Source organism: Castellaniella defragrans 65Phen (genome assembly GCF_000612685.1).
In the GTDB taxonomy this organism is placed as follows: Bacteria; Pseudomonadota; Gammaproteobacteria; order Burkholderiales; family Burkholderiaceae_B; genus Castellaniella; species Castellaniella defragrans.
On the sequence record NZ_HG916765.1, the window covers coordinates 2,529,822 to 2,548,890 of the forward strand.

The following is a 19,069-nucleotide window of genomic DNA, read 5'->3' on the forward strand; positions in this document are numbered from 1 at the left end:
ATGCAAGTATGCCCTATGAACGCTGCGGATGTTCTCCCCGGAACCCTCCGCGCGGGGAATCCCCTCCGGACGCGATCGATCCTCCGGGATTCCAACCCTAAAGTTTTTCCGGACATCGCCGTTATGTCAGAGTGAAAATCCAGGATCCGCCCGATCCGGGGGGGATGAGACCCGGGCGCCTCCCATAACAGGACACGCTCATCCGGACAGGAGCACGCATGATTCACCCTATTGGAAACCAGTTGGCATCCTCGAGCCTGGGTCTGGCGGCTCCCGTTTCCGAACGGCTGCCCGCTCAGCCCGAGCCGGCCGTGCAGGTCACGCCCGTCGACGATGCCCGGTCCGGCCGCTTCAACAAGCAGGCCGATGCGCGCGAGCTCGGCCTGAAACAGCCGATCGAGCAGCCCAAATCCTCCCTGGAAAAGGCGCTCGAATCCGTCAACGACAGCCTCAAGGCCTGGTCCACGGGCATGCGCTTCGAAATGGACGAAGACGCCCAGCGCCTGGTCGTCTCGATCATCGACAGCAGCACCGGCGAAGTCCTGCGCACCATCCCGTCCGAAGCCGTGCTGCGCGTCGCGAAAATGATCGTCCAGCTCCAGGGCGCCGGCGTGGATACCCAGGCCTGATCCCCGAACAGAAACGAAATCCCGCCCCACACATCGCCTTTGCCGCCGCCGAACCGGGGCATAATGGCTGAACGGAGAACCACATCATGGCATCAGTCTCTTCCCTCGGCCTGTCCGGCCTGCCGCTCACCGACCTGCTCGACAAGCTGAAGACCAACGAAAGCCAGGTCCTGAACACGATCAAGAGCCGGCAGACGGCGGCGGAAGCCAAACTCTCCGCCTACAGCAAGCTGAAATCCGCCGTCGATACGTTCCAGAAGGCGGCCCAGGCCGTCGGCAAGGAAAGCGCCTTCGGCGCGGTCGCCGCGAAATCCGGCTCGGATGCGATCTCCGCATCGGCCGACAGCACGGCCATCCCGGGCCAGTATTCCATCCAGGTCGACAAGCTCGCCTCGAACCAGACCCTGGTCTACGCCGGCCGGGCCGACCGCACCGCCGACATCGGCACCGGCGGCACCCTGAAGATCACGATCGACGGCACGGAAAAGTCCCTCGACCTGAGCGGCAAGGGCACGTCCCTGAACGACCTGGTGGCCGCCATCAACGCCGACAAGGACATCGGGGTCAACGCCACCGTCGTCAACGACGGCACGCCGGGCAGCCAGTACCGCCTGCTGCTCACCAGCCGCGAGACGGGCACCCAGAACGCCGTCACCAACATCACGGTCGATGACAACGCCGACCTGGACGCCTTCCTCGGCTACTCGGGCGGCGGCTCCACGGCGGGCGTCACGGTCCAGGACGCCACCAACGCCGAGCTCTCCATCAACGGCATCGCCGTCACCAGCCAGAGCAACACCATCGAAAACGTGATCGACGGCGTCAAGCTCACGCTGAACCAGACCACGACCAGCGCCGCCAACCTCGCCCTGACCCGCGACGACAGCGCCGCCAAGAAGGCCGTGCAGGACTTCGTCTCGTCCTACAACAGCCTGTTGAGCACGATCAAGACGCTGACGGCCTACGACACCGACGCCCAGACCTCGTCCGCCCTGACCGGCGACTCGCTCGCCCGCACGGTGCAGACCCGCATGCGCGACGCGATTTCGGGGGCGTTCGATGCCACCAACGGCACGAGCCTGTCGAAAATCGGCATCACGACCAACCCCACGACCGGCCAGCTGAGCATCGACGACACCAAGCTCACCCAGGCGCTGTCCGACAACCTCGACGGCGTGAAGTCCCTGTTCACCAGCGGCACCGGCATCGGCAGCCGGGTGGACGCCGCCGCCACCGCCTTCACCAAGACCGACGGGATCTTCAGCACCACCACCACCGGCCTGAGCAAGACCATCGAAGACATCAAGAAACAATACGACGCGACCTCCGACCGCATCGATCAGCGCATGGAGACCTACCGCGCCCAGTTCACCCAGCTGGACACCATGGTCAGCCAGATGAACACGCTCAGCAGCTACCTGTCGCAGCAGCTCAGCGCACTGAGCAGCAGCAAGAGTTGATCCACTAAGAGCTGATCCACCATGACCTATGCGCCCCGCTCCCGCTCCGCCCGCGCCACCGGCTCCTACGCCAACATCGGGCTCGAAACCGAAGTGCTCGGCGCCTCGCCCGAGCGCCTGATCTCGCTGCTGTTCCGGGGCGCCCTCACGGCCATCTCCCAGGCCCGCCACCACCTGGGCAACGGCAATATCCAGGAACGCGGCAAGGCCCTGTCCAAGGCGATCGACATCGTGGATTCGGGCCTGAAGGCGGGCGTGGACACGGAACGCGGCGGCGAGGTCGCCCGCCTGCTGATCGCCTCCTATGAGCTCATCATCCGCGACCTGATGCAGGCCAATCTGCGCAGCGACGAGGCCAAGCTCGATACGGCCGAAAAAATGCTGATCGACCTGGCCGGCGCCTGGCACACGGCCGTCGACCCTCAATTCAGCGATCCGCCCCCCAGCCACTGACCGGAATCCCGCCATTGAGCACGCCGCACGCATCCATCCTCGAGCGCTACCAGGAAATCGCCGACCTGTCCGGCCAGATGCTGATCAAGGCCCAGACTCAGGAATGGGACGATCTGGTGGCCCTCGGCGCCCGCTACCAGGACGCGGTCGAGCGGCTGAAGACACTGGACCCGCTGGACGACGACCAGAAAAACGCCCGGCGCGAACTGCTCACCCGCATCCTGGAAGACGACGCCCGGATCCGCCAGCTGATCGCCCCGGAACTCGAACGCCTGAGCCACCTGCTGGGCACGTTCAAACGCCAGCGCACGGTCCTGCAGGCCTACTACAGCACGGTGCGCCCGCACTGAGGGCCGGCCACGCCCGCCCAGGAATCACGCAGCCATGAGCATCGGGGCCCCCTCCAACCTCGGCACACTGCTGATCCAGCGCCTGGACGCCGTACTGGGCACCACGCTGGGCCAGCAGGCCAACCTCGCCTCCGGCGCGGGCCCCCAGGCCGTGCCGCAGCCGGCCAACCCCGAAAACCCCAGCGCGCTGCAGAATCCGGCCCAGCGCCACCCCCGCGAAGCTGTCGACCAGGCCAACCAGCAGGGCCGCCAGCAGGCCGCCGTCGGCAAGGCCGTGCGGGACATGCGGCTGGACAACCTGCTGGGCCGCGGGACGACCTTCCATGGCACCACCCAGTCCGCGCCGACCACCCTGGGCTACGCCGCCCGCATCATTCTCGCGCTGCTGAACCACTTCCCCCACGACGGCCAGGCCGTGCGCGGGCAATCGCCGCTGCTGCCCAATGCCGGCGGCCGCCCGGGCGCCGGCGCCGCCGCCTCCGGACTGCCCGGCGGCACGGGCACGGGCACGGGCGCACCGACGGCCGGCGGCTCGTCCGCACAGGCGGGCGGAGTCACCCAGACCTGGGCCCAGCTGGCCACCTCGCTGGGACAGCCCGGCGCCCTGGCCGCCCGCTTCGCCCAGGCGCTGTCGCAATCGGTGCAGACGAGCGGCCTGTTCTACGAATCCCATCTGACGCAGCTGGCCGCGGGCAAGACCACGCCGCAGGATCTGCGCCAGGAGCCGCAAGGCCGCATCCCGCCCCATCCCACGCCTGCGGGCGGCGCCCCCCGGGACGCCGCCCCCACGGCCCAGAACGCCGCCGCCGCCCAGAACCTCCCCACGGCCCGGAGCGCTCCGAACCACGCCCCGAACGCCCTGCTCCAGAACGCCCAGCCCCAGAATGCCCAGCAGGCGGCGCCCACGCCCGGGGCGCCGGCCGCGGCGACGGGCGGCGCCGGCCCGGAAGCCGCCCAGGCCCACACGGCCGCCGGCCAGACCCACACCGCACCCGTGCCGGGCATCGATCCGCAGGCCCAGCTGCTGGTGCGCCAGCAGCTCGAAGTCCTCGCCAACCAGGCCTTCGTCTGGCAGGGCGAGGCCTGGCCGGGCGCCGGCATGCAATGGGAGGTCCGCCGCCGCCCGCAGGACGAAGACGGCGAGCGGGATTTCGAGGGCGACCACTGGTCCACCCGCCTGAATCTGCACTTGCCGAGCCTGGGAGACGTCGAGGCGCGCCTCAGCCTGTCCGGCGACCAGCTCGTCATGCGGCTGACGGCGCCCCAGTCCGCCGAGCGGCTGGGGCAGGCCATCGAGCCGCTGCGCGCCCGGCTGCTGGCCCACGGCCTGCAGGCCAGCCAGCTGTCCGTCCAGGCCCGCGACGGCGACCCCGACACCTCCATGCTGGCCCCCCGGGAAAATGAAATCGCCGCATCCTGACCCCCACCGGCCCAGCGCCGTCGCCGTCACCTACGATCCGGCGGATGCCGCACCCCGGGTCGTGGCCAAAGGCTATGGCACGCTGGCGGACACCATCGTGCGCACCGCGCGCGAACACGGCTTGTACGTGCATGAATCGCCCGAACTGGTCGGCCTGCTGATGCAGGTGGACCTGGACGCGCACATTCCCCCCCAGCTCTACGTCGCCATCGCGGAACTGCTGGCGTGGCTGTATGCGCTGGACACCGATGGCGGCGTCGTGCGGCGCGCCCCGGGCGACGAAGCGCCGCAGCCTGCGGCGGCTGCGCCGGCAGCGGCGTCCAGGCCGCCGCCCGCATTCTGAGCCGCCGTCAGACGGTCTGAACCGTCGTCAGACGGCCATGTTGGCGATTTCCTTGTAGGCGTCCACCAGGCGGTTGCGGACCTGCACCGTCGCCTGGAACGCCAGGCCGGCCTTTTGCAGGTCGATCATCACGTTGCTCAGGGAAATGTCCGGATCGCCCAGTTCGAAGGCCTTCGCCTGGGTATTGGCGGCATTCTGCGCCTGGGACACGCGGTCCAGGGAGCGGGCCAGCTCGGCGGCGAAGCCGCCGCCCTCGGTGGAGGCGGCCGGCTGCGCCGACAGGCCCTGGGATTCGCGCGCCACGGCGCGCATCTGGGCAAGCAGGTTTTCGACGCTGGCAAGAGCCTGGGAAGTGATCATGGCGGACGGAACGGGAAGAAGACGGAAACGCCGGCCATCGATCACACGTCGGGCCGACGATGTACTATACGGCCTGCCCCGCGGCGGCAAGCCCCGCAATAGCGGGGATAAGGACGGATACTTCCGCCGTTTGCCCGAACCGGCGCGCGCACCGGACGGATCATCCTAACTAAGCCCCAAAAACGGGGTTTTTCAGGGCTTGCCCGAACGCCAATCGCCGCCATAATGGCCGCCAACATCCCATCATTCTGCCGTAACAGCATGCACATCATCCAGACCATCGGTTTCTGGCCCGGGCGCGCCCTGGCGGCCCCCTCTGCAATTTCCATCCGATGAATCCCATTACCGACTGGATGAACCGCAACCCCGCCCTGGCGCGGATGGCTGCCCTGCCCCGGCCGGTACTGCTGGGCCTGGGCGCCGCGATCGTGGCCCTGTTCGTCGTCGCCGCCCTGTGGATGCGCGAACCGGAATACCGCGCGCTGTTCTCGAACGTGGAAGCACGCGACGGCGGCGCCATCGTCTCCATCCTCAACCAGCGCAACGTCCCCTACAAGTTCGCCGACAACGGCGCCACCATCCTGGTGCCGGCCGACCAGGTCTACGCGCTGCGCCTGCAGCTGGCCGAACAGGGCCTGCCGCGCGGCGGCAGCGTGGGCTTCGAGCTGCTGGACGAACCGAAATTCGGCGCCAGCCAGTTCTCTGAGCAGATCACCTACCAGCGCGCCCTCGAAGGCGAACTCGCCCGCTCCATCGAGGCCCTGCAGCCGGTCAAATCCGCCCGGGTGCACCTCGCCATCCCGCGCCAGTCCCTGTTCGTGCGCGAGCGCGAAACCCCCACCGCCTCTGTGCTGCTGACGCTCTATCCGTCGCGCACCCTGAGCGAATCCCAGGTCTCGGCGATCGCCTGGCTGGTGTCCTCCAGCGTGCCCAAGCTCAATGCCGAATCGGTCTCCATCGTCGACCAGGACGGCCGCCTGATGTCCTCGCCGGGCGGCGAAGCCGCCATGGACGGCACCCGGCGCAACTTCATCAACGACATCGAACAGCGCACGGCCCAGCGCATCCTGACCCTGCTCAACCCCATCGTCGGGCCGGGCAACGTGCGCGCCCAGGTCAGCGCCGCCGTGGACTTCTCCCAGCGCGAGCAGACCTCCGAGGTCTACCGCCCCAACGAGACGCCCGGCACGGCCGCCATCCGCAGCAAGCAGACCAGCGACTCGGCGCAGAACGGCATGCAGCCCCCCGCCGGCGTCCCCGGCGCCCTGTCGAACGAACCGCCGACCAACGCCACGGCCGCGATCCAAACGGCGCCGGCCACCCCGCCGGCCCAGGGCGCGCAGGGCCAGACTGGCGCGCCAGGCGCCCAGCAGGGCGCCGCGGCCCGGCCCGCCGGCGGCCCCACCGCGATCAACGGCACGCCCGTCGCCTCCGGCGCCGCCCCCCGCCAGGGCTCCCTGCGCAACGACGCCACCGTCAACTACGAGGTCGACCGCACCATCAGCCACGTCAAGCACGAGCTGGGCACGCTGCAGCGCCTGTCCGTGGCCGTGGTGGTCAACTACCGCAACAAGAACGGCGAACCGGCCCCGCTGGAATCGTCCGAAATGGACGACATCAACGCGCTGGTCAAGCAGGCCATGGGCTATTCGGCCGACCGCGGCGACACCCTCAGCGTGGTCAACAGCGCCTTCACCAACACCGAACCCCAATTCAAGCCCTGGGAGAACCCGGAATACCGCGGCCTCGCCCTGCAAATCCTGAAGGTGCTCCTGGTCCTGGCCGTCCTGTTCTTCCTCTGGCGCTCGATCGTGCGGCCCATCGTCCAGGGCTTCGCCAACGCCCAGGTCGAGCGCGTCAAGAACGAGGCCCACCTGGAAACCCTGCGCGAACAGCGCCGCCAGGACGAACTGCGCGCCTCGGAAATGAACCGCTACGAGGAAAACCTGGACACCGCCCGCCAGCTGGCCGAACGCGATCCGCGTGCCGTCGCCATGGTGCTGCGTTCATGGATGGACCCCAAGAATGCCAAATCCTGACACTGACCTGACCCGCTGCGCCATCCTGATGATGTCCCTCGGCGAGGACGCGGCCGCCGAAGTCTTCAAGTACCTGTCCTCGCGCGAGGTGCAGCAGATCGGCTCGGCCATGGCCAACCTCAAGCAGGTCACGCGGGCCGACGTCGACCAGGTCCTGGAGGACTTCCGCCGCGAGGCCGACCAGTTCATGGCCGTGACCCTGGGCTCGGACGACTACATCCGCTCCGTCCTGACCAAGGCGCTGGGCACCGACCGCGCCGCCGGCCTGATCGAGGACATCCTGGAGGCCGGCGAAGGCACGGGCTCGGGCATCGACGCGCTGAACTGGCTGGAGCCGGCCAACGTCGCCGAACTGATCGCCGACGAGCACCCGCAGATCATCGCCACCATCCTGGTCCACCTGGAACGCGACCGCGCCTCGGCCATCCTGGCGCTGCTCAACGAGCGCGTGCGCAACGACGTGATGATGCGCATCGCCACCTTCGGCGGGGTGCAGCCGTCCGCGCTGCACGAACTGACCGAGGTGCTCAACGAGGTCCTGTCCGGCCAGGGCGCCAAGCGCTCGAAGATGGGCGGGGTGCGCACCGCCGCCGAAATCCTGAACTTCATGAACACGGCCGAAGAAGAAGCCGTGGTCAGCAGCCTGCGCGAGATCGACGCCGACCTGGCGCAGCGCATCATCGACGAGATGTTCGTGTTCGACAACCTGGTCGACGTCGAGGACGCCGCCATCCAGCTCATCCTGAAGGAAATCGACACCGCCTCGCTGACCATCGCCCTGAAGGGCGCCAGCGAGGAACTCTGCGCCAAGTTCTTCAAGAACATGTCCAACCGCGCGGCCGAGATCCTGCGCGACGACCTGGACGCCCAGGGTCCGGTGCGCATGTCGCGCGTCGAAACCGAGCAGAAGGCGATCCTGATGGTGGCGCGCAAGCTCGCCGACGCCGGCCAGATCAACCTGTCGATGGGCAACGACGAGTATGTCTGACAAACCCCGGCCGGTCATCGACCTGGCGACGCGGGCCCGCTGGCAGCGCTGGGAAATGGAATCCCTGGACGCGCTCAAGCAGCCCATCGGGCGCCGTGCGAGCGACCGCGACCCGCGCCAGCAGGCCGAGCTCCAGCGGCGCCGCACCCAGGCGCTCGCCGAGGCGCGCGCGGAAGGCCTGGCCCAGGGCCGCGCCGAGGGCTTCGAGCAGGGCCGCCGCGAAGGCTACGCCCTGGGCCTGGAACAAGGGCTGGCCGAAGGCCATGCCCAGGGGCTGGAACGGGGCCTGGCCGAAGGCCACGCCCAGGGCCGCGCCCAGGGGCTGGAAGAAGGCGCCGCCCTGGCCCGCGAGCAGGCCGCCCGGCTGGACGGCCTGGCCGGGGCCTGCGCCGGCGCGCTCTGGCACATCGAGCAGGAAGTCGGCCAGTCCGTCATCCAGCTGGCCGTGCGCATCGCCGAGCAGGTGCTGCGCACCCATATCCGCGACTATCCCAACCACATCCTGGACCTGGTGCGCGAGGTCATGCAGGCCCGCCCCGAGCAAAGCGCCACGCTGCGGCTGCGCCTGCATCCCGACGACCTCGAACTGGTGCACGCCTTCCTGCAGCAGACGCCCGACCCCGCCCGCTACCGCCTGAGCGCCGACGAAAGCATCACGCGCGGCGGCTGCGTCGCGGAAACCGCCCTGGGGTCCGTGGACGCCACGCTGGAAACCCGCTGGCAGCGCATCATCGCCGCGCTGGGCCAGCCGGACGGGCCGCCATGACGCCGGACGGGTCCGCGGCGCACTCTCCCGGCGCGCGCTGGCGGGCGCAGCTGGCCGCCTGCGAGCAGCGGGTCTCGGCGCGCCAGCCGACCAGCCGGCAGGGGCGCGTGACCCGCGCCACCGGCCTGGTGCTCGAGGCCACCGGCCTGCAGCTGCCGGTCGGCGCCGCCTGCAAGGTCCAGATCTCGCCCGACCAGGACCGCTGGGCCGACGCCGAGGTCGTGGGCTTCCACGCCGACACCCTCTACCTGATGCCGCAGAGCGACATCACCGGCCTGCCCCCGGGCGCCCGCATCGTGCCCGCCGAAACCCTGTGGCTGGACCCGGTCCCGCTGCCTGAAGACCCCGCCGACCAGGCCGGGGCCGAAGCCGCCGCCATCGTCACCGACCAGGTGCGCCACCTGCCGGTCGGCAACGCCCTGCTGGGGCGCGTGCTGGACGGCGCCGGCCGGCCGCTGGACGGCAAGCCCCTGCCCGCGGACCTGGAGATGGCGCCGCTGACGGCCCTGCAGATCAACCCCCTCACCCGCGCGCCCGTGGACACCGTGCTGGACGTGGGGGTGCGCGCCATCAACGGCCTGCTGACCGTCGGCCGGGGCCAGCGCATGGGCCTGTTCGCCGGCTCCGGCGTGGGCAAGAGCGTGCTGCTGGGCATGATGGCCCGCTACACCCAGGCCGACGTGATCGTGGTCGGGCTGATCGGCGAACGCGGCCGCGAAGTCAAGGAATTCATCGAGCTGAACCTGGGGGCCGACGGCCTGGCCCGCTCCGTGGTGGTGGCCGCCCCGGCCGACGTCTCGCCCCTGCTGCGCCTGCAGGGCGCGGTCTACGCCACCCGGCTGGCGGAATTCTTCCGCGACCAGGGCAAGCACGTGCTGCTCATCATGGATTCGCTCACGCGCTACGCCATGGCCCAGCGCGAGATCGCCCTGGCCATCGGCGAGCCGCCCGCCACCAAGGGCTACCCCCCGTCCGTGTTCGCCAAGCTGCCGACCCTCGTGGAGCGCGCGGGCAACGGCGCGCCCCAGGGCGAGCGGCCGGCCGGTTCCATCACCGCCTTCTACACCGTGCTGACCGAAGGCGACGACCAGCAGGACCCGATCGCCGACTCGGCGCGCGCCATCCTGGACGGCCACATCGTGCTGTCGCGCAGCCTGGCCGAATCCGGCCACTACCCGGCCATCGACATCGAGGCCTCGATCTCGCGGGTCATGTCCGCCATCGTGCCCGACAGCCAGTTCCGCCACGTGCACCGGTTCAAGCGCATGATGTCCCGGTACCAGCGCAACCGCGACCTGATCGCCGTCGGCGCCTATACTGCGGGAAACGACCCCGAAATCGACCAAGCCATCGAGCGCCACCCCTGGCTCGAAGGCTACCTGCAGCAGGGCATCGACGTGCGGGTGGACTATCCCACCGCGGTGGCCGCGCTGGCCGGCGTGCTGGGAGAAAGCCCATGAGTCCTGAAACACCGCTGGACGTGCTGATCGACCTGGCCCAGGAAAAGCTCGACGAGGCCGGACGCGCCCTGTCCGAACTCAGCGCCCGGCGCCGCGAGGCGCAGGGCCAGCTGAACACCCTGGACGACTACCGCGCCGACTACACGCGGCGCCTGCAGAACACCACCGAGCAGGGCGTATCGGCCTCGAATTACCACAACTTTAGGCAGTTTATTGCCACATTGGACGAGGCCATTTCCCAGCAAAATACGATCATCGCCCAGATCGACGTGCGCATCGAGGCCGGACGCAAGCAGTGGCACGACGAAAAGCGCCGCCTGAACTCCTACGAAACCCTCAAGGCGCGCCAGGTCCGTCAGTGGCAGTATCGCGAGCAGCGCCGCGAACAGCGCGCCAGCGACGAGATCTCGGCCGGCCTGTACCGGCGCACCCGACAGCCGCATTGAATCCGCACACGCCATGAACATGCCCGTCCTCCCTGTCACCAGCTCCAGCCCGGCGCCCGCAGACGCCGCCGCGCGCGGAGCGGACGCCGCCGCCCCAACGGACGCCCCGGCCTTCTCGAACGTGCTGTCGCAGCAACGGGACGGCGCCGCCGGCCGCGCGACGGAATCCCGCCGGCCCGACAAGGCCGATGGCCGGACCGACGGCGCAGGCGGCCGGGTCAATGGCGCCCGCGGCCGGGCCGACGCGGACGCCGCCGAGCGGCGCGAACCCCTCGGCCCGGACGAGACCCTGTCGCTGATCCTGGACAGCGCCGCCCTGCCCCTGATGACGCAGGCCGCCGCCGAAAACCGCCCGCTCCAGACGGACCGGCCGGATGCCGCCGCCAGCCCGCGCGCGGCCCGCCTGCCGGCCGACGCCGCCGCGGGCCGGACGGCGGCGCCCCTCGCCGCACACGGCGACGCCCGCAGCGACGTGCGCGTCCTCGCTCCGGATCCGGACGCGCGCACGGCTTCGGCCGCGCATCCGGCCGAAGCCGGCACGGACGGCCGCAACCAGGCTGCGCGCACCGACACCGCGGTCTCCCATGCCGCGGCCGCCGCCAGCCGGACGCCCCTGCAGGCGGATACGGCGGCGCCGGCGGCCCAGGGGCCCGGCCGCGCCCGTACCGCCGCTGCGGCCCAGGCCCAGGCCCAGACCCAGGCCCACGCGCAATCCGCGCACCAGCCCCAGTCCGCGGGCCAGGCGCTCGCGGCGCAGGCTGCCGGAACCCGGGTTGTGGAATCCTCCGTCTCCGTCCGGCCCGACGCCGGCCCGGACACGTCCCAGGCCGCCGCGCCGAACGCCGCCGCCCTGGCCTCGGCCGCCGCGCCCACCAGCGCCGCCCTGCTGCCCGCCGCGGCGCCGGCGGCGAACCCGGCCGCGGCGCCCGTCGCCGTGTCCACCCCGCTGTCCAGCCCGCAATGGCCGCAGGATTTCAGCCGGCAGGTCCTGCAGCTGGCCCAGAACCTCACCGGCGCGGGCCACACCGTGCAGATGCACGTCAATCCACCGGAACTCGGGCCGATCCACATCACTCTGCACGTGGGCGAATCCATCGCCCAGGCGTCCTTCGTCTCGCCGCACGCCAACGTGCGCCAGGCCCTGGAAAATGCGCTCCCCCACCTGGAGCAGCAGCTGGCCCAGGCCGGCCTGTCGCTGGGCCAGGCCGACGTCGGCGACCAGCAGCCCGGCCAGCAGGCCCAAGGCCAGGGCCAGGCGCCTTCGGCCCGCAACGGCACGGCCGTCTTCAGCCTGGACGGCCAGAGCGCCGAAACGGCCTCCCTGCCGGCCGCAGCGTCGGCCCCCCGGTCCGCCGCCCGTCCGGATGCGCTGGTGGATACCTTTGCGTGAACTCTTTCGCTCCCCCGGGCAGGACCCGCATTACAATGCTTCATTTTGCCCTTCCGTCATCGTGACGCATTAACCCGGAACCATGCTCAGGCTACTCAAATTCATCCTCCTGCTCATCATCGTCATCGGCGCCTCGGTCGGCGCAACGATGTGGTTCACGAGTAGAGACGGCACACCCAGCGTGCCGGCGGCCGCCTCGGCGACCGAGCAGCCGGCTCCGGCGGCGCCCGTGGTGGTCCCGGCACCGATCTTCGCAGAACTCGATCCCTTCACGGTCACGCTGTACGGCGAAACCCGCAACCGCATCCTCTACACCGCGATCACCCTGCGCCTGGGCGACGAAGCCTCGCGCAAGCAGATCACGGACTACATGCCCGAAGTCCGCGACCGCATCCTCAAGGTGCTCTCGGCGCAGCAGCTGCCCCTCATCCAGAAGCCGGAAGGCCGCCAGGCGCTGGTCGACGCCCTCAAGGCCGCGCTGACCCATCCGTTCGCGGCGCAGCTGCCCAGTCCGCAGATCGCCGACGTCCTCTTCACAGCCTTCGTGGTGCAGTAATGGTCTACCAGAGCATGCTCTCCCAGGACGAAGTCGATGCCCTGCTCGCAGGCGTCACCGGCGAGGAGTCCTCGGGCCAGCAGGCCGCGGCCGAGTCCCAGGACGGGGTCCGCCCCTACGACCTGGGCTCGCCGGACCGCGTCGTGCGGCACCGGATGCAGACCCTGGAGCTGATCAACGAGCGCTTCGCCCGCCGCCTGCGTTCGATGTTCTTCGGCTTCATGCGGCGCAACGCCGACATCACCGTCAACGCGATCAAGATCCAGAAATACTCGGATTTCGAGCGCAACCTGCCCGTGCCCAGCAACCTGAACATGGTGGCCATGAAGCCGCTGCGCGGCACGGGCCTGTTCACCTACGACCCGAACCTGGTCTTCCTCGTCATCGACAGCCTGTTCGGCGGCCACGGGCGCTACAACACCCGCATCGAAGGGCGCGACTTCACCAACACCGAGCAGCGCATCATCCGCCGGCTGATGGGCCTGACGCTGGACTGCTACCGCGAGTCCTGGGAATCCGTCTACCCGCTGGAGCTGGAATACATCCGCTCGGAAATGCACACCAAGTTCGCCAGCATCAGCACGGGCAACGACATCGTGGTGGTGGCCTCGTTCAACATCGAACTCGGCGCCTCCGGCGGCAAGCTCAACATCTGCCTGCCCTATTCCATGCTCGAGCCGATCCGCGACCTGCTGTCGCGCCCGCTGCAGCAGAACGCCGCCGACGCGATCGACCAGCGCTGGACCCAGCAGCTCTCGCGCGAGGTGCGCAGCGCCGAGGTCGAGCTGTCGGTGGAATTCGCCCGGATCGACACCTCCATCGCCGAGCTGCTGCACCTGGCCGTGGGCGACGTGCTGCCGGTGGACATCCGGCCCTCCGTCACGGCCCGGGTGGGCGGCGTGCCGGTGCTGGAATGCGGCTACGGGACCTTCAACGGCCGCTACGCCCTGCGCGTGCACAAGGTGCTCGCCTCGCCCGACGACTCCGACAAACTGCTAGCCCGCACGAAAAAATGAGCGACATCAAAGACGACGACACCCAGGACCCGAACCTGACGGGCCAGGCCTCCGGTGGCTCCGTGGAAGACGACTGGGCCGCCGCCATGGCCGAGCAGCAGTCCGCGCACGACCAGCCCACCCAGGCCAGCGGCCTGGGCGCGGAAGACGACTGGGCCGCCGCCCTGGCCGAACAGACCGCCGCGACGCAGGCGCCGGCCCAGTCCGCCGCCGCCCAGGTGTTCCAGCCGCTGTCCAGCCAGGCCGCCGAGGGCGACAGCGACATCGACATGATCATGGACATCCCGGTCCAGCTGTCGGTGGAACTGGGCCGCACGCGCCTGACGATCAAGAACATCCTGCAACTGGGCCAGGGCTCGGTGGTGGAACTCGACGGCCTGGCCGGCGAGCCCATGGACATCTACGTCAACGGCTACCTGATCGCCCAGGGCGAGGTCGTGGTCGTGGACGAGAAATACGGCATCCGCGTCACCGACATCATCACGCCCTCGGACCGTATCGCGCGGCTGAACAACCGCCGCTGATCCGCCATGGACCAGGACCAGATCCTGCGCGTCGTCCTCGCCCTGCTGTTCATCCTGGGCCTGCTGCTGATGCTCGCCTGGGTGGCCCGCCGCGGCGGCTGGCTGCCGGGCCGCGCACAGACGGCGCGCCTGCGCGTGCTCGGCACGCTCAGCCTGGGGGCGCGCAGTTCGGTCGCCCTGGTCCAGGTCGAGGACGCCCGCCTGGTGCTGGGCGTGACCGCCCAGCAGATCACCCTGCTGCATACCCTGCCGGACGCCTCCCGGGCGGGGGACGCCGCGTCCGGGGACTTCGCCGACACGCTCGGCAAGACCCTGTCGGGCTCCTGATGCGCCGCCCCGCCCCGCACGCCGCGCGACCGGCGCCCTGGCTGCTGGCCGGCCTGGCGCTGATCCTGTCCTGGCCCGCCGGCGCCCTGGCGCAGGCCACCCTGCCCGCCCTGACCGCCACGCCCGGCCCCAACGGCGCGGAAACCTGGTCGCTGAGCGTGCAGACGCTGGTCATGCTGACCATGCTGTCGTTCCTGCCGGCGGCGCTGCTGATGATGACGGGCTTCACCCGCATCATCATCGTGCTGGGCCTGCTGCGCAACGCCCTGGGCACGGGGGTCTCGCCGCCCAACGCGGTCCTGGTGGGCCTGGCGCTGTTCCTGACCTTCTTCACGATGTCGCCCGTCTTCGACCAGATCTACGCCCAGGCCTACCAGCCGCTGGCGCGCGACGAGATCACCTTCGAGCAGGCGCTCGGCCGGGGCAGCCAGCCGCTCAAGACCTTCATGCTGCGCCAGACCCGCGAAGCGGACCTGGCGATGTTCGCCGAGATGGCCGGCGTCGGCCCGCTGGAAGACCAGAATGCCGTCCCCCTGCGCGTGCTGGTGCCCGCCTTCGTGACCAGCGAGCTCAAGACGGCCTTCCAGATCGGCTTCACGATCTTCATCCCCTTCCTCATCATCGACCTGGTGGTCGCCAGCCTGCTGATGGCGCTGGGGATGATGATGGTGCCGCCGGTGACGATCTCGCTGCCCTTCAAGCTGATGCTGTTCGTGCTGGCCGACGGCTGGCACCTGCTGCTGGGCTCGCTGGCCCGCAGCTTCTACCAATAGGAGGCCCGGCATGACTCCCGAAACCGTCATGTCCATGACCTACCAGGCGCTGCGGGTGGCCCTGATCATGGCGGGGCCGCTGCTGCTGATCACCCTGGCCGTGGGCCTGATCATCAGCATCTTTCAGGCGGCCACGCAGATCAATGAAATGACGCTGTCGTTCATTCCCAAGGTGCTGGCCGTGGGCGCCACCCTGGTGCTGCTCGGGCCCTGGCTGATCGGCACCATGGTGGACTACATCCGCACCCTGCTCGACTCCATCCCGGGCCTGGCCGCCTAGGGCCCGTTCCCACAGGGCCATGATTTCCTTCCAGATCGGCCAGCTCTACGACTGGATCAACGGCCTGCTGTGGCCGCTGTTCCGCATCGCGGGGCTGGTGGCGCTGGCGCCCGTGCTGGGGGAATCGTCCATCCCCATGCGGGTGAAGATCGGCCTGTCCATCGCCCTCACCCTGATCGCCGCGCCCCTGGCCGGCCCGATGCCGCAGATCGCGCCGGCCTCCTGGAGCGGCCTGCTGATCGCCGCCCAGCAGGTGCTGATCGGCATGGCGCTGGGCCTGAGCATGCGGCTGGTCTTCACCGCCGTCATGATGGCGGGGGAATTCGTCGGCCTGAAGATGGGCCTGGCCTTCGCCTCGTTCTTCGACCCGGCCACCGGCGCCAACACGGCGGTGCTGTCGCGGCTGATGAACGTCGTGGCGATGCTGGTGTTCCTGGCGGTCAACGGCCACCTGCTGATGCTCGACGGCCTGGTGCGCACCTTCGACCTGCTGCCCGTGGGCGCGCCGCTGATGACCGACGGCTGGGGCGCGCTGCTGGACTGGAGCGCCCAGCTCTGGGTCTCGGGCACCCTGCTGGCGCTGCCGCTGGTGATCGTGCTGCTGACGATCAACCTGGCCATGGGGATCCTGAACCGCACGGCGCAGCAGCTCTCGGTGTTCGCCATCGGCTTTCCGATCTCGCTCACCACGGGCCTGATCACGCTGGCCATCGTGGTGCCCCAGAGCGGCGATTTCCTGGCCAGCCTGTTCGAGGGCGGCTACCAGGCCATGGCGCGCATCGCGCGCAGCCTGGCCGGCATGTAATCGCGTCAGCGATCCTTGCGCACCGGATAGGTGACGCCGGGGATGACCCGGGTGCCGGCCGGCAGCAGCGGATTGGCGCCGCCCGCCTTGGGCGCGCCCGCCTGGCCGGCGCGGGCCCTGGCCGATTTGCCGGAGGTCCGGGCCGCCGGCGCGGCGGGCGGCGGAATGGTCAGGGACGCGGGCTGGATGGCGTCGGCGGCCGGCACGGCGAGCGGCACCGCCGCGGCGCCCGCGGTCTCTCCCGCTGGCGCCGTGGCGGCCTGGACGGGCAGCGGAGCGGCCGCCGCCGGGCGCGCGGCCTGCTCGCGTCCGGCCTGCTGGCGTTCGGCCCGCGCCTCCTGGTCGGCCTGCGCCGCCGTCCTGGGGCGCCGGTTCAGGGGCAGGTTGATGGCGTTTTCCATGCGCTGGAACGTGCCGTCCGGGCCGAAGCGCAGCCAGGCCTCCTGGCGGATGTAGACGGCATCGGTGGCGAGGGAGCCCTTGAAGGCCCAGCGGGCCAGCGTGGTGTCGCCCTGCCGCCAGACGTCCACCGGCCGCGCGCCGAGGTAGTCGGAAGCCTGCTCCATCGTGGTGCGGCCCTCCACGATGCGGTCCAGCCCCGACGTATTCAGGACGTCCGTGGATGCGCACGCCGACAGCAGCGCGACCGAGACCGCCAGCGCGGCCCGGCGCAGCCGCCCGGCCGCGCTGGCCCCGCCCGGAACCCGCCCGGGCGCGCGGCGCGCGAAAAAAGATCCCATGCTCAGAATTCCTCCCATTCTTCCTCGCGCGCCGGCTGGCGGGCGGGTGCGGACTTGCGTGCGGCCGGCAGCCGCGGCGCGGCGGCGGGGGCCGGCCGCTCGCGCCGGGCGGAGGCCGGGGCCGGGGCCGGTTCGTGCCCGGCGGCCGATTCGGCCGGCAGTGCGGCGGCGGGCGGCACGGCGGCGATCGGCGCGGCGGCGGACGGCGGCATCCCGTGATCGTCGGCGGCGGCGTCGCCCACCTGGAACACCGCCAGCGCCTGGTTGACTTCGGCGGCCAGGGATTCCAGCGATCCGGCCGATTCCGCCGCCTGCTGCACCAGCAGGGCGTTCTGCTGGGTCACGGAATCCATCTGCGCGACCGCCAGATTGATCTGGTCGATGCCCGAGGACTGCTCGATGGTGGCGGCGGTGATCTCGCTCATGATGTCCGACACGCGGGTGACCGCCTCGACGATCTCCCGCATGGTCGCGCCGGCCCGCTGGACCTGCGCCGAACCGGCGCCGACGCGGCTGACGGAATCCTCGATCAGCCCCTTGATTTCCTTGGCGGCGGCCGCCGAACGCTGGGCCAGCGCGCGCACTTCCCCGGCCACCACGGCGAAGCCGCGGCCCTGCTCGCCGGCGCGGGCGGCCTCGACCGCGGCGTTGAGCGCCAGGATGTTGGTCTGGAAGGCGATGCTGTCGATCACGCCCACGATGTCGGCGATCTTCTGCGAGCTGCCCGAAATGCCTTCCATGGTGGCGACGACCTCGCCCACCACCTCGCCGCCGCGCGAGGCCACCTGGGAGGCGGTATGCGCCAGCTGGTTGGCCTGCTGGGCGTTGTCGGCGTTCTGCTTGACCGTGCTGGCCAGCTGCTCCATGCTGGCCGCCGTCTGCTGCAGGGCCGCCGCCTGCTCGTCCGTGCGGCTGCTCAGGTCCAGGTTGCCCGCCGCGATGCGCTGGGCGCCGCCGGCCATCTGCCCCATCCGACCCCGCACGCCGGAGATCATGGCCTCCAGGCTGTCGCGCATCGTCTTCAGGTCGCGCAGCAGGGCGCCGATCTCGTCGCTGGAGCGCGGCACGATGGCCACGCGCAGGTCGCCGCCGGCGATGCGCTGCAGATGGCGGCCCACGGCCTGCAGCGGCCGCAGCACCGTGCGGATCAGGGTCCGGTAGGCGAGCAGGGCCAGCACCACGGCCACCACCAGCAGCGCCAGCAGGCCGGTATTGGCCCAATGGAACAGCTGCGCCAGTTCGGCGCGCGAGGCCGAGCTGCGGTCCTGGATGAATTTGTCGAACTGGCCGAACACGCGATCCATGCCGCGCGCCGCGCCGCGCAGGCGGCCGCGCTTCAGGGCCTCGAAGCCCTTGGCGTCCTGCTTGGCCGCGAAGTCGCGCAGCTGCTCGACCTGGGCCCAGTAGTCCTTGAAGGACGCGTCCAGCATGTGCAGCAGGTTCTCCCCGTCGGAGCCCGCCAGGGCGCCCGAGGCCTGCAGGGACGCCATGCCGTCGCGCGAGCGCTTCAGCAGCTGGTCGGCCTGGCCCAGTTCCCAGAGGCGCTGCTTTTCGTTGGTGATGCCCAGCGCGCCGTCGACCTGGGTGGCCGCCTGCTGGGCGTAGATGTAGGCGTTCTTGACGTCGGAATTCGCCTGGACCCCGATGGCCGACAACTGGCCCACCGTGCGCTGGCTTTCCCGCTGGACGAACCAGGCGCTGCCCACCGCCGCGAACGTCAGCAGGGACAGCAGCGCCACGACCAGCGTCAGCCGGGCGCGCAGGGACAAAGTCAGGGTGATTTTTCTCATGTCTCCTCTACCTCTATCAGGTTCCCAGCATGCCATGTCGGCGCCGGGATGCTTCCAAAGAAAATAGGGCCTTGTAGGCCCCATTCGTCGGTATTGCTCCGCCCCTGGTCCAGGGGCGGAAACAGACCGGGACAGCCAAGGCCATCCCGGAAAT

General features: G+C 70.2%; 22 protein-coding genes. 19 read left to right on the forward strand and 3 right to left on the reverse strand.

All coding sequences use genetic code 11. The annotated features are described in order from the left end of the window. Positions 1-242 precede the first annotated feature (242 nt). The 6 genes from BN940_RS11285 (at position 243) to BN940_RS11310 (ending at position 4,655) form a co-directional block, all read left to right on the forward strand. Positions 243-629 carry a flagellar protein FlaG gene (locus tag BN940_RS11285; protein WP_242404191.1) on the forward strand — a complete coding sequence of 129 codons (387 nt, stop codon included), beginning with the start codon at positions 243-245 and terminating at the stop codon, positions 627-629. Between the two features lie 86 nt (positions 630-715). Beyond that, positions 716-2,089, forward strand: coding sequence for a flagellar filament capping protein FliD (fliD, locus tag BN940_RS11290; RefSeq protein WP_043683091.1), 1,374 nt, complete (start codon positions 716-718; stop codon positions 2,087-2,089). Between the two features lie 21 nt (positions 2,090-2,110). Further along, positions 2,111-2,542, forward strand: a complete 432-nt coding sequence (gene fliS / locus BN940_RS11295; RefSeq protein WP_043683094.1) for a flagellar export chaperone FliS — start codon at positions 2,111-2,113, stop codon at positions 2,540-2,542. A 14-nt stretch (positions 2,543-2,556) separates the two neighbouring features. Next, positions 2,557-2,892: a flagellar protein FliT gene (locus BN940_RS11300; RefSeq protein ID WP_052355806.1), complete on the forward strand. Its 336-nt coding sequence runs from the start codon at positions 2,557-2,559 to the stop codon at positions 2,890-2,892. A gap of 34 nt (positions 2,893-2,926) precedes the next feature. Continuing rightward, complete coding sequence (gene fliK / locus BN940_RS20115; protein ID WP_052355807.1) at positions 2,927-4,312, forward strand: flagellar hook-length control protein FliK; 1,386 nt, start codon at positions 2,927-2,929, stop codon at positions 4,310-4,312. Beyond that, positions 4,293-4,655 (forward strand): EscU/YscU/HrcU family type III secretion system export apparatus switch protein, encoded by a 363-nt coding sequence (locus BN940_RS11310; protein ID WP_052355808.1) that lies wholly within the window; start codon positions 4,293-4,295, stop codon positions 4,653-4,655. Before fliK ends, BN940_RS11310 begins: the two co-directional genes overlap by 20 nt. Positions 4,656-4,682: 27 nt before the next feature. On the opposite strand, the gene fliE is transcribed toward BN940_RS11310, so the two are convergent. Further along, on the reverse strand, positions 4,683-5,015 hold the full coding sequence (gene fliE / locus BN940_RS11315) for a flagellar hook-basal body complex protein FliE (protein WP_148304951.1): 333 nt from the start codon (positions 5,013-5,015) through the stop codon (positions 4,683-4,685). Between the two features lie 332 nt (positions 5,016-5,347). Between fliE and fliF the strand changes: the two genes are divergently transcribed. The 13 genes from fliF to fliR all read left to right on the forward strand — a co-directional run bounded on the left by fliF (position 5,348) and on the right by fliR (position 16,385). Then, positions 5,348-7,054 carry a flagellar basal-body MS-ring/collar protein FliF gene (fliF, locus tag BN940_RS11320; protein ID WP_043683099.1) on the forward strand — a complete coding sequence of 569 codons (1,707 nt, stop codon included), beginning with the start codon at positions 5,348-5,350 and terminating at the stop codon, positions 7,052-7,054. Then, the gene (gene fliG / locus BN940_RS11325; protein ID WP_043683101.1) at positions 7,041-8,042 is read left to right on the forward strand and encodes a flagellar motor switch protein FliG; all 1,002 of its coding nucleotides are present in this window, start codon (positions 7,041-7,043) and stop codon (positions 8,040-8,042) included. Before fliF ends, fliG begins: the two co-directional genes overlap by 14 nt. Beyond that, positions 8,035-8,808: a flagellar assembly protein FliH gene (gene fliH, locus BN940_RS11330; RefSeq protein WP_043683103.1), complete on the forward strand. Its 774-nt coding sequence runs from the start codon at positions 8,035-8,037 to the stop codon at positions 8,806-8,808. Before fliG ends, fliH begins: the two co-directional genes overlap by 8 nt. After that, positions 8,805-10,268 carry a flagellar protein export ATPase FliI gene (fliI, locus tag BN940_RS11335; RefSeq protein WP_052355809.1) on the forward strand — a complete coding sequence of 488 codons (1,464 nt, stop codon included), beginning with the start codon at positions 8,805-8,807 and terminating at the stop codon, positions 10,266-10,268. Before fliH ends, fliI begins: the two co-directional genes overlap by 4 nt. Continuing rightward, on the forward strand, positions 10,265-10,714 hold the full coding sequence (gene fliJ, locus BN940_RS11340; RefSeq protein ID WP_043683106.1) for a flagellar export protein FliJ: 450 nt from the start codon (positions 10,265-10,267) through the stop codon (positions 10,712-10,714). The genes fliI and fliJ overlap by 4 nt, the downstream gene beginning before the upstream one ends. A 19-nt stretch (positions 10,715-10,733) precedes the next feature. Then, positions 10,734-12,104 carry a flagellar hook-length control protein FliK gene (locus BN940_RS17995; protein WP_206778292.1) on the forward strand — a complete coding sequence of 457 codons (1,371 nt, stop codon included), beginning with the start codon at positions 10,734-10,736 and terminating at the stop codon, positions 12,102-12,104. A gap of 82 nt (positions 12,105-12,186) precedes the next feature. Further along, complete coding sequence (locus BN940_RS11350) at positions 12,187-12,660, forward strand: flagellar basal body-associated FliL family protein (RefSeq protein WP_043683109.1); 474 nt, start codon at positions 12,187-12,189, stop codon at positions 12,658-12,660. Beyond that, positions 12,660-13,676, forward strand: a complete 1,017-nt coding sequence (gene fliM, locus BN940_RS11355) for a flagellar motor switch protein FliM (protein WP_043683111.1) — start codon at positions 12,660-12,662, stop codon at positions 13,674-13,676. Before BN940_RS11350 ends, fliM begins: the two co-directional genes overlap by 1 nt. Then, positions 13,673-14,200 (forward strand): flagellar motor switch protein FliN, encoded by a 528-nt coding sequence (gene fliN / locus BN940_RS11360; RefSeq protein ID WP_043683115.1) that lies wholly within the window; start codon positions 13,673-13,675, stop codon positions 14,198-14,200. The genes fliM and fliN overlap by 4 nt, the downstream gene beginning before the upstream one ends. Positions 14,201-14,206: 6 nt before the next feature. Then, positions 14,207-14,527: a flagellar biosynthetic protein FliO gene (fliO, locus tag BN940_RS11365; protein WP_043683117.1), complete on the forward strand. Its 321-nt coding sequence runs from the start codon at positions 14,207-14,209 to the stop codon at positions 14,525-14,527. Continuing rightward, on the forward strand, positions 14,527-15,300 hold the full coding sequence (fliP, locus tag BN940_RS11370) for a flagellar type III secretion system pore protein FliP (RefSeq protein WP_043683119.1): 774 nt from the start codon (positions 14,527-14,529) through the stop codon (positions 15,298-15,300). Before fliO ends, fliP begins: the two co-directional genes overlap by 1 nt. A 10-nt stretch (positions 15,301-15,310) precedes the next feature. After that, positions 15,311-15,580, forward strand: coding sequence for a flagellar biosynthesis protein FliQ (gene fliQ, locus BN940_RS11375; protein WP_043683122.1), 270 nt, complete (start codon positions 15,311-15,313; stop codon positions 15,578-15,580). A 19-nt stretch (positions 15,581-15,599) separates the two neighbouring features. Further along, the gene (gene fliR, locus BN940_RS11380) at positions 15,600-16,385 is read left to right on the forward strand and encodes a flagellar biosynthetic protein FliR (RefSeq protein ID WP_043683125.1); all 786 of its coding nucleotides are present in this window, start codon (positions 15,600-15,602) and stop codon (positions 16,383-16,385) included. A 5-nt stretch (positions 16,386-16,390) separates the two neighbouring features. Here the strand turns inward: fliR and BN940_RS18000 are convergent, their stop codons facing one another. Both BN940_RS18000 and BN940_RS20120 read right to left on the reverse strand, forming a co-directional pair. Beyond that, positions 16,391-17,125 (reverse strand): hypothetical protein, encoded by a 735-nt coding sequence (locus tag BN940_RS18000; RefSeq protein WP_052355811.1) that lies wholly within the window; start codon positions 17,123-17,125, stop codon positions 16,391-16,393. Between the two features lie 2 nt (positions 17,126-17,127). Further along, on the reverse strand, positions 17,128-18,915 hold the full coding sequence (locus tag BN940_RS20120) for a methyl-accepting chemotaxis protein (protein WP_043683128.1): 1,788 nt from the start codon (positions 18,913-18,915) through the stop codon (positions 17,128-17,130). Between the last annotated feature and the right edge of the window lie 154 nt (positions 18,916-19,069).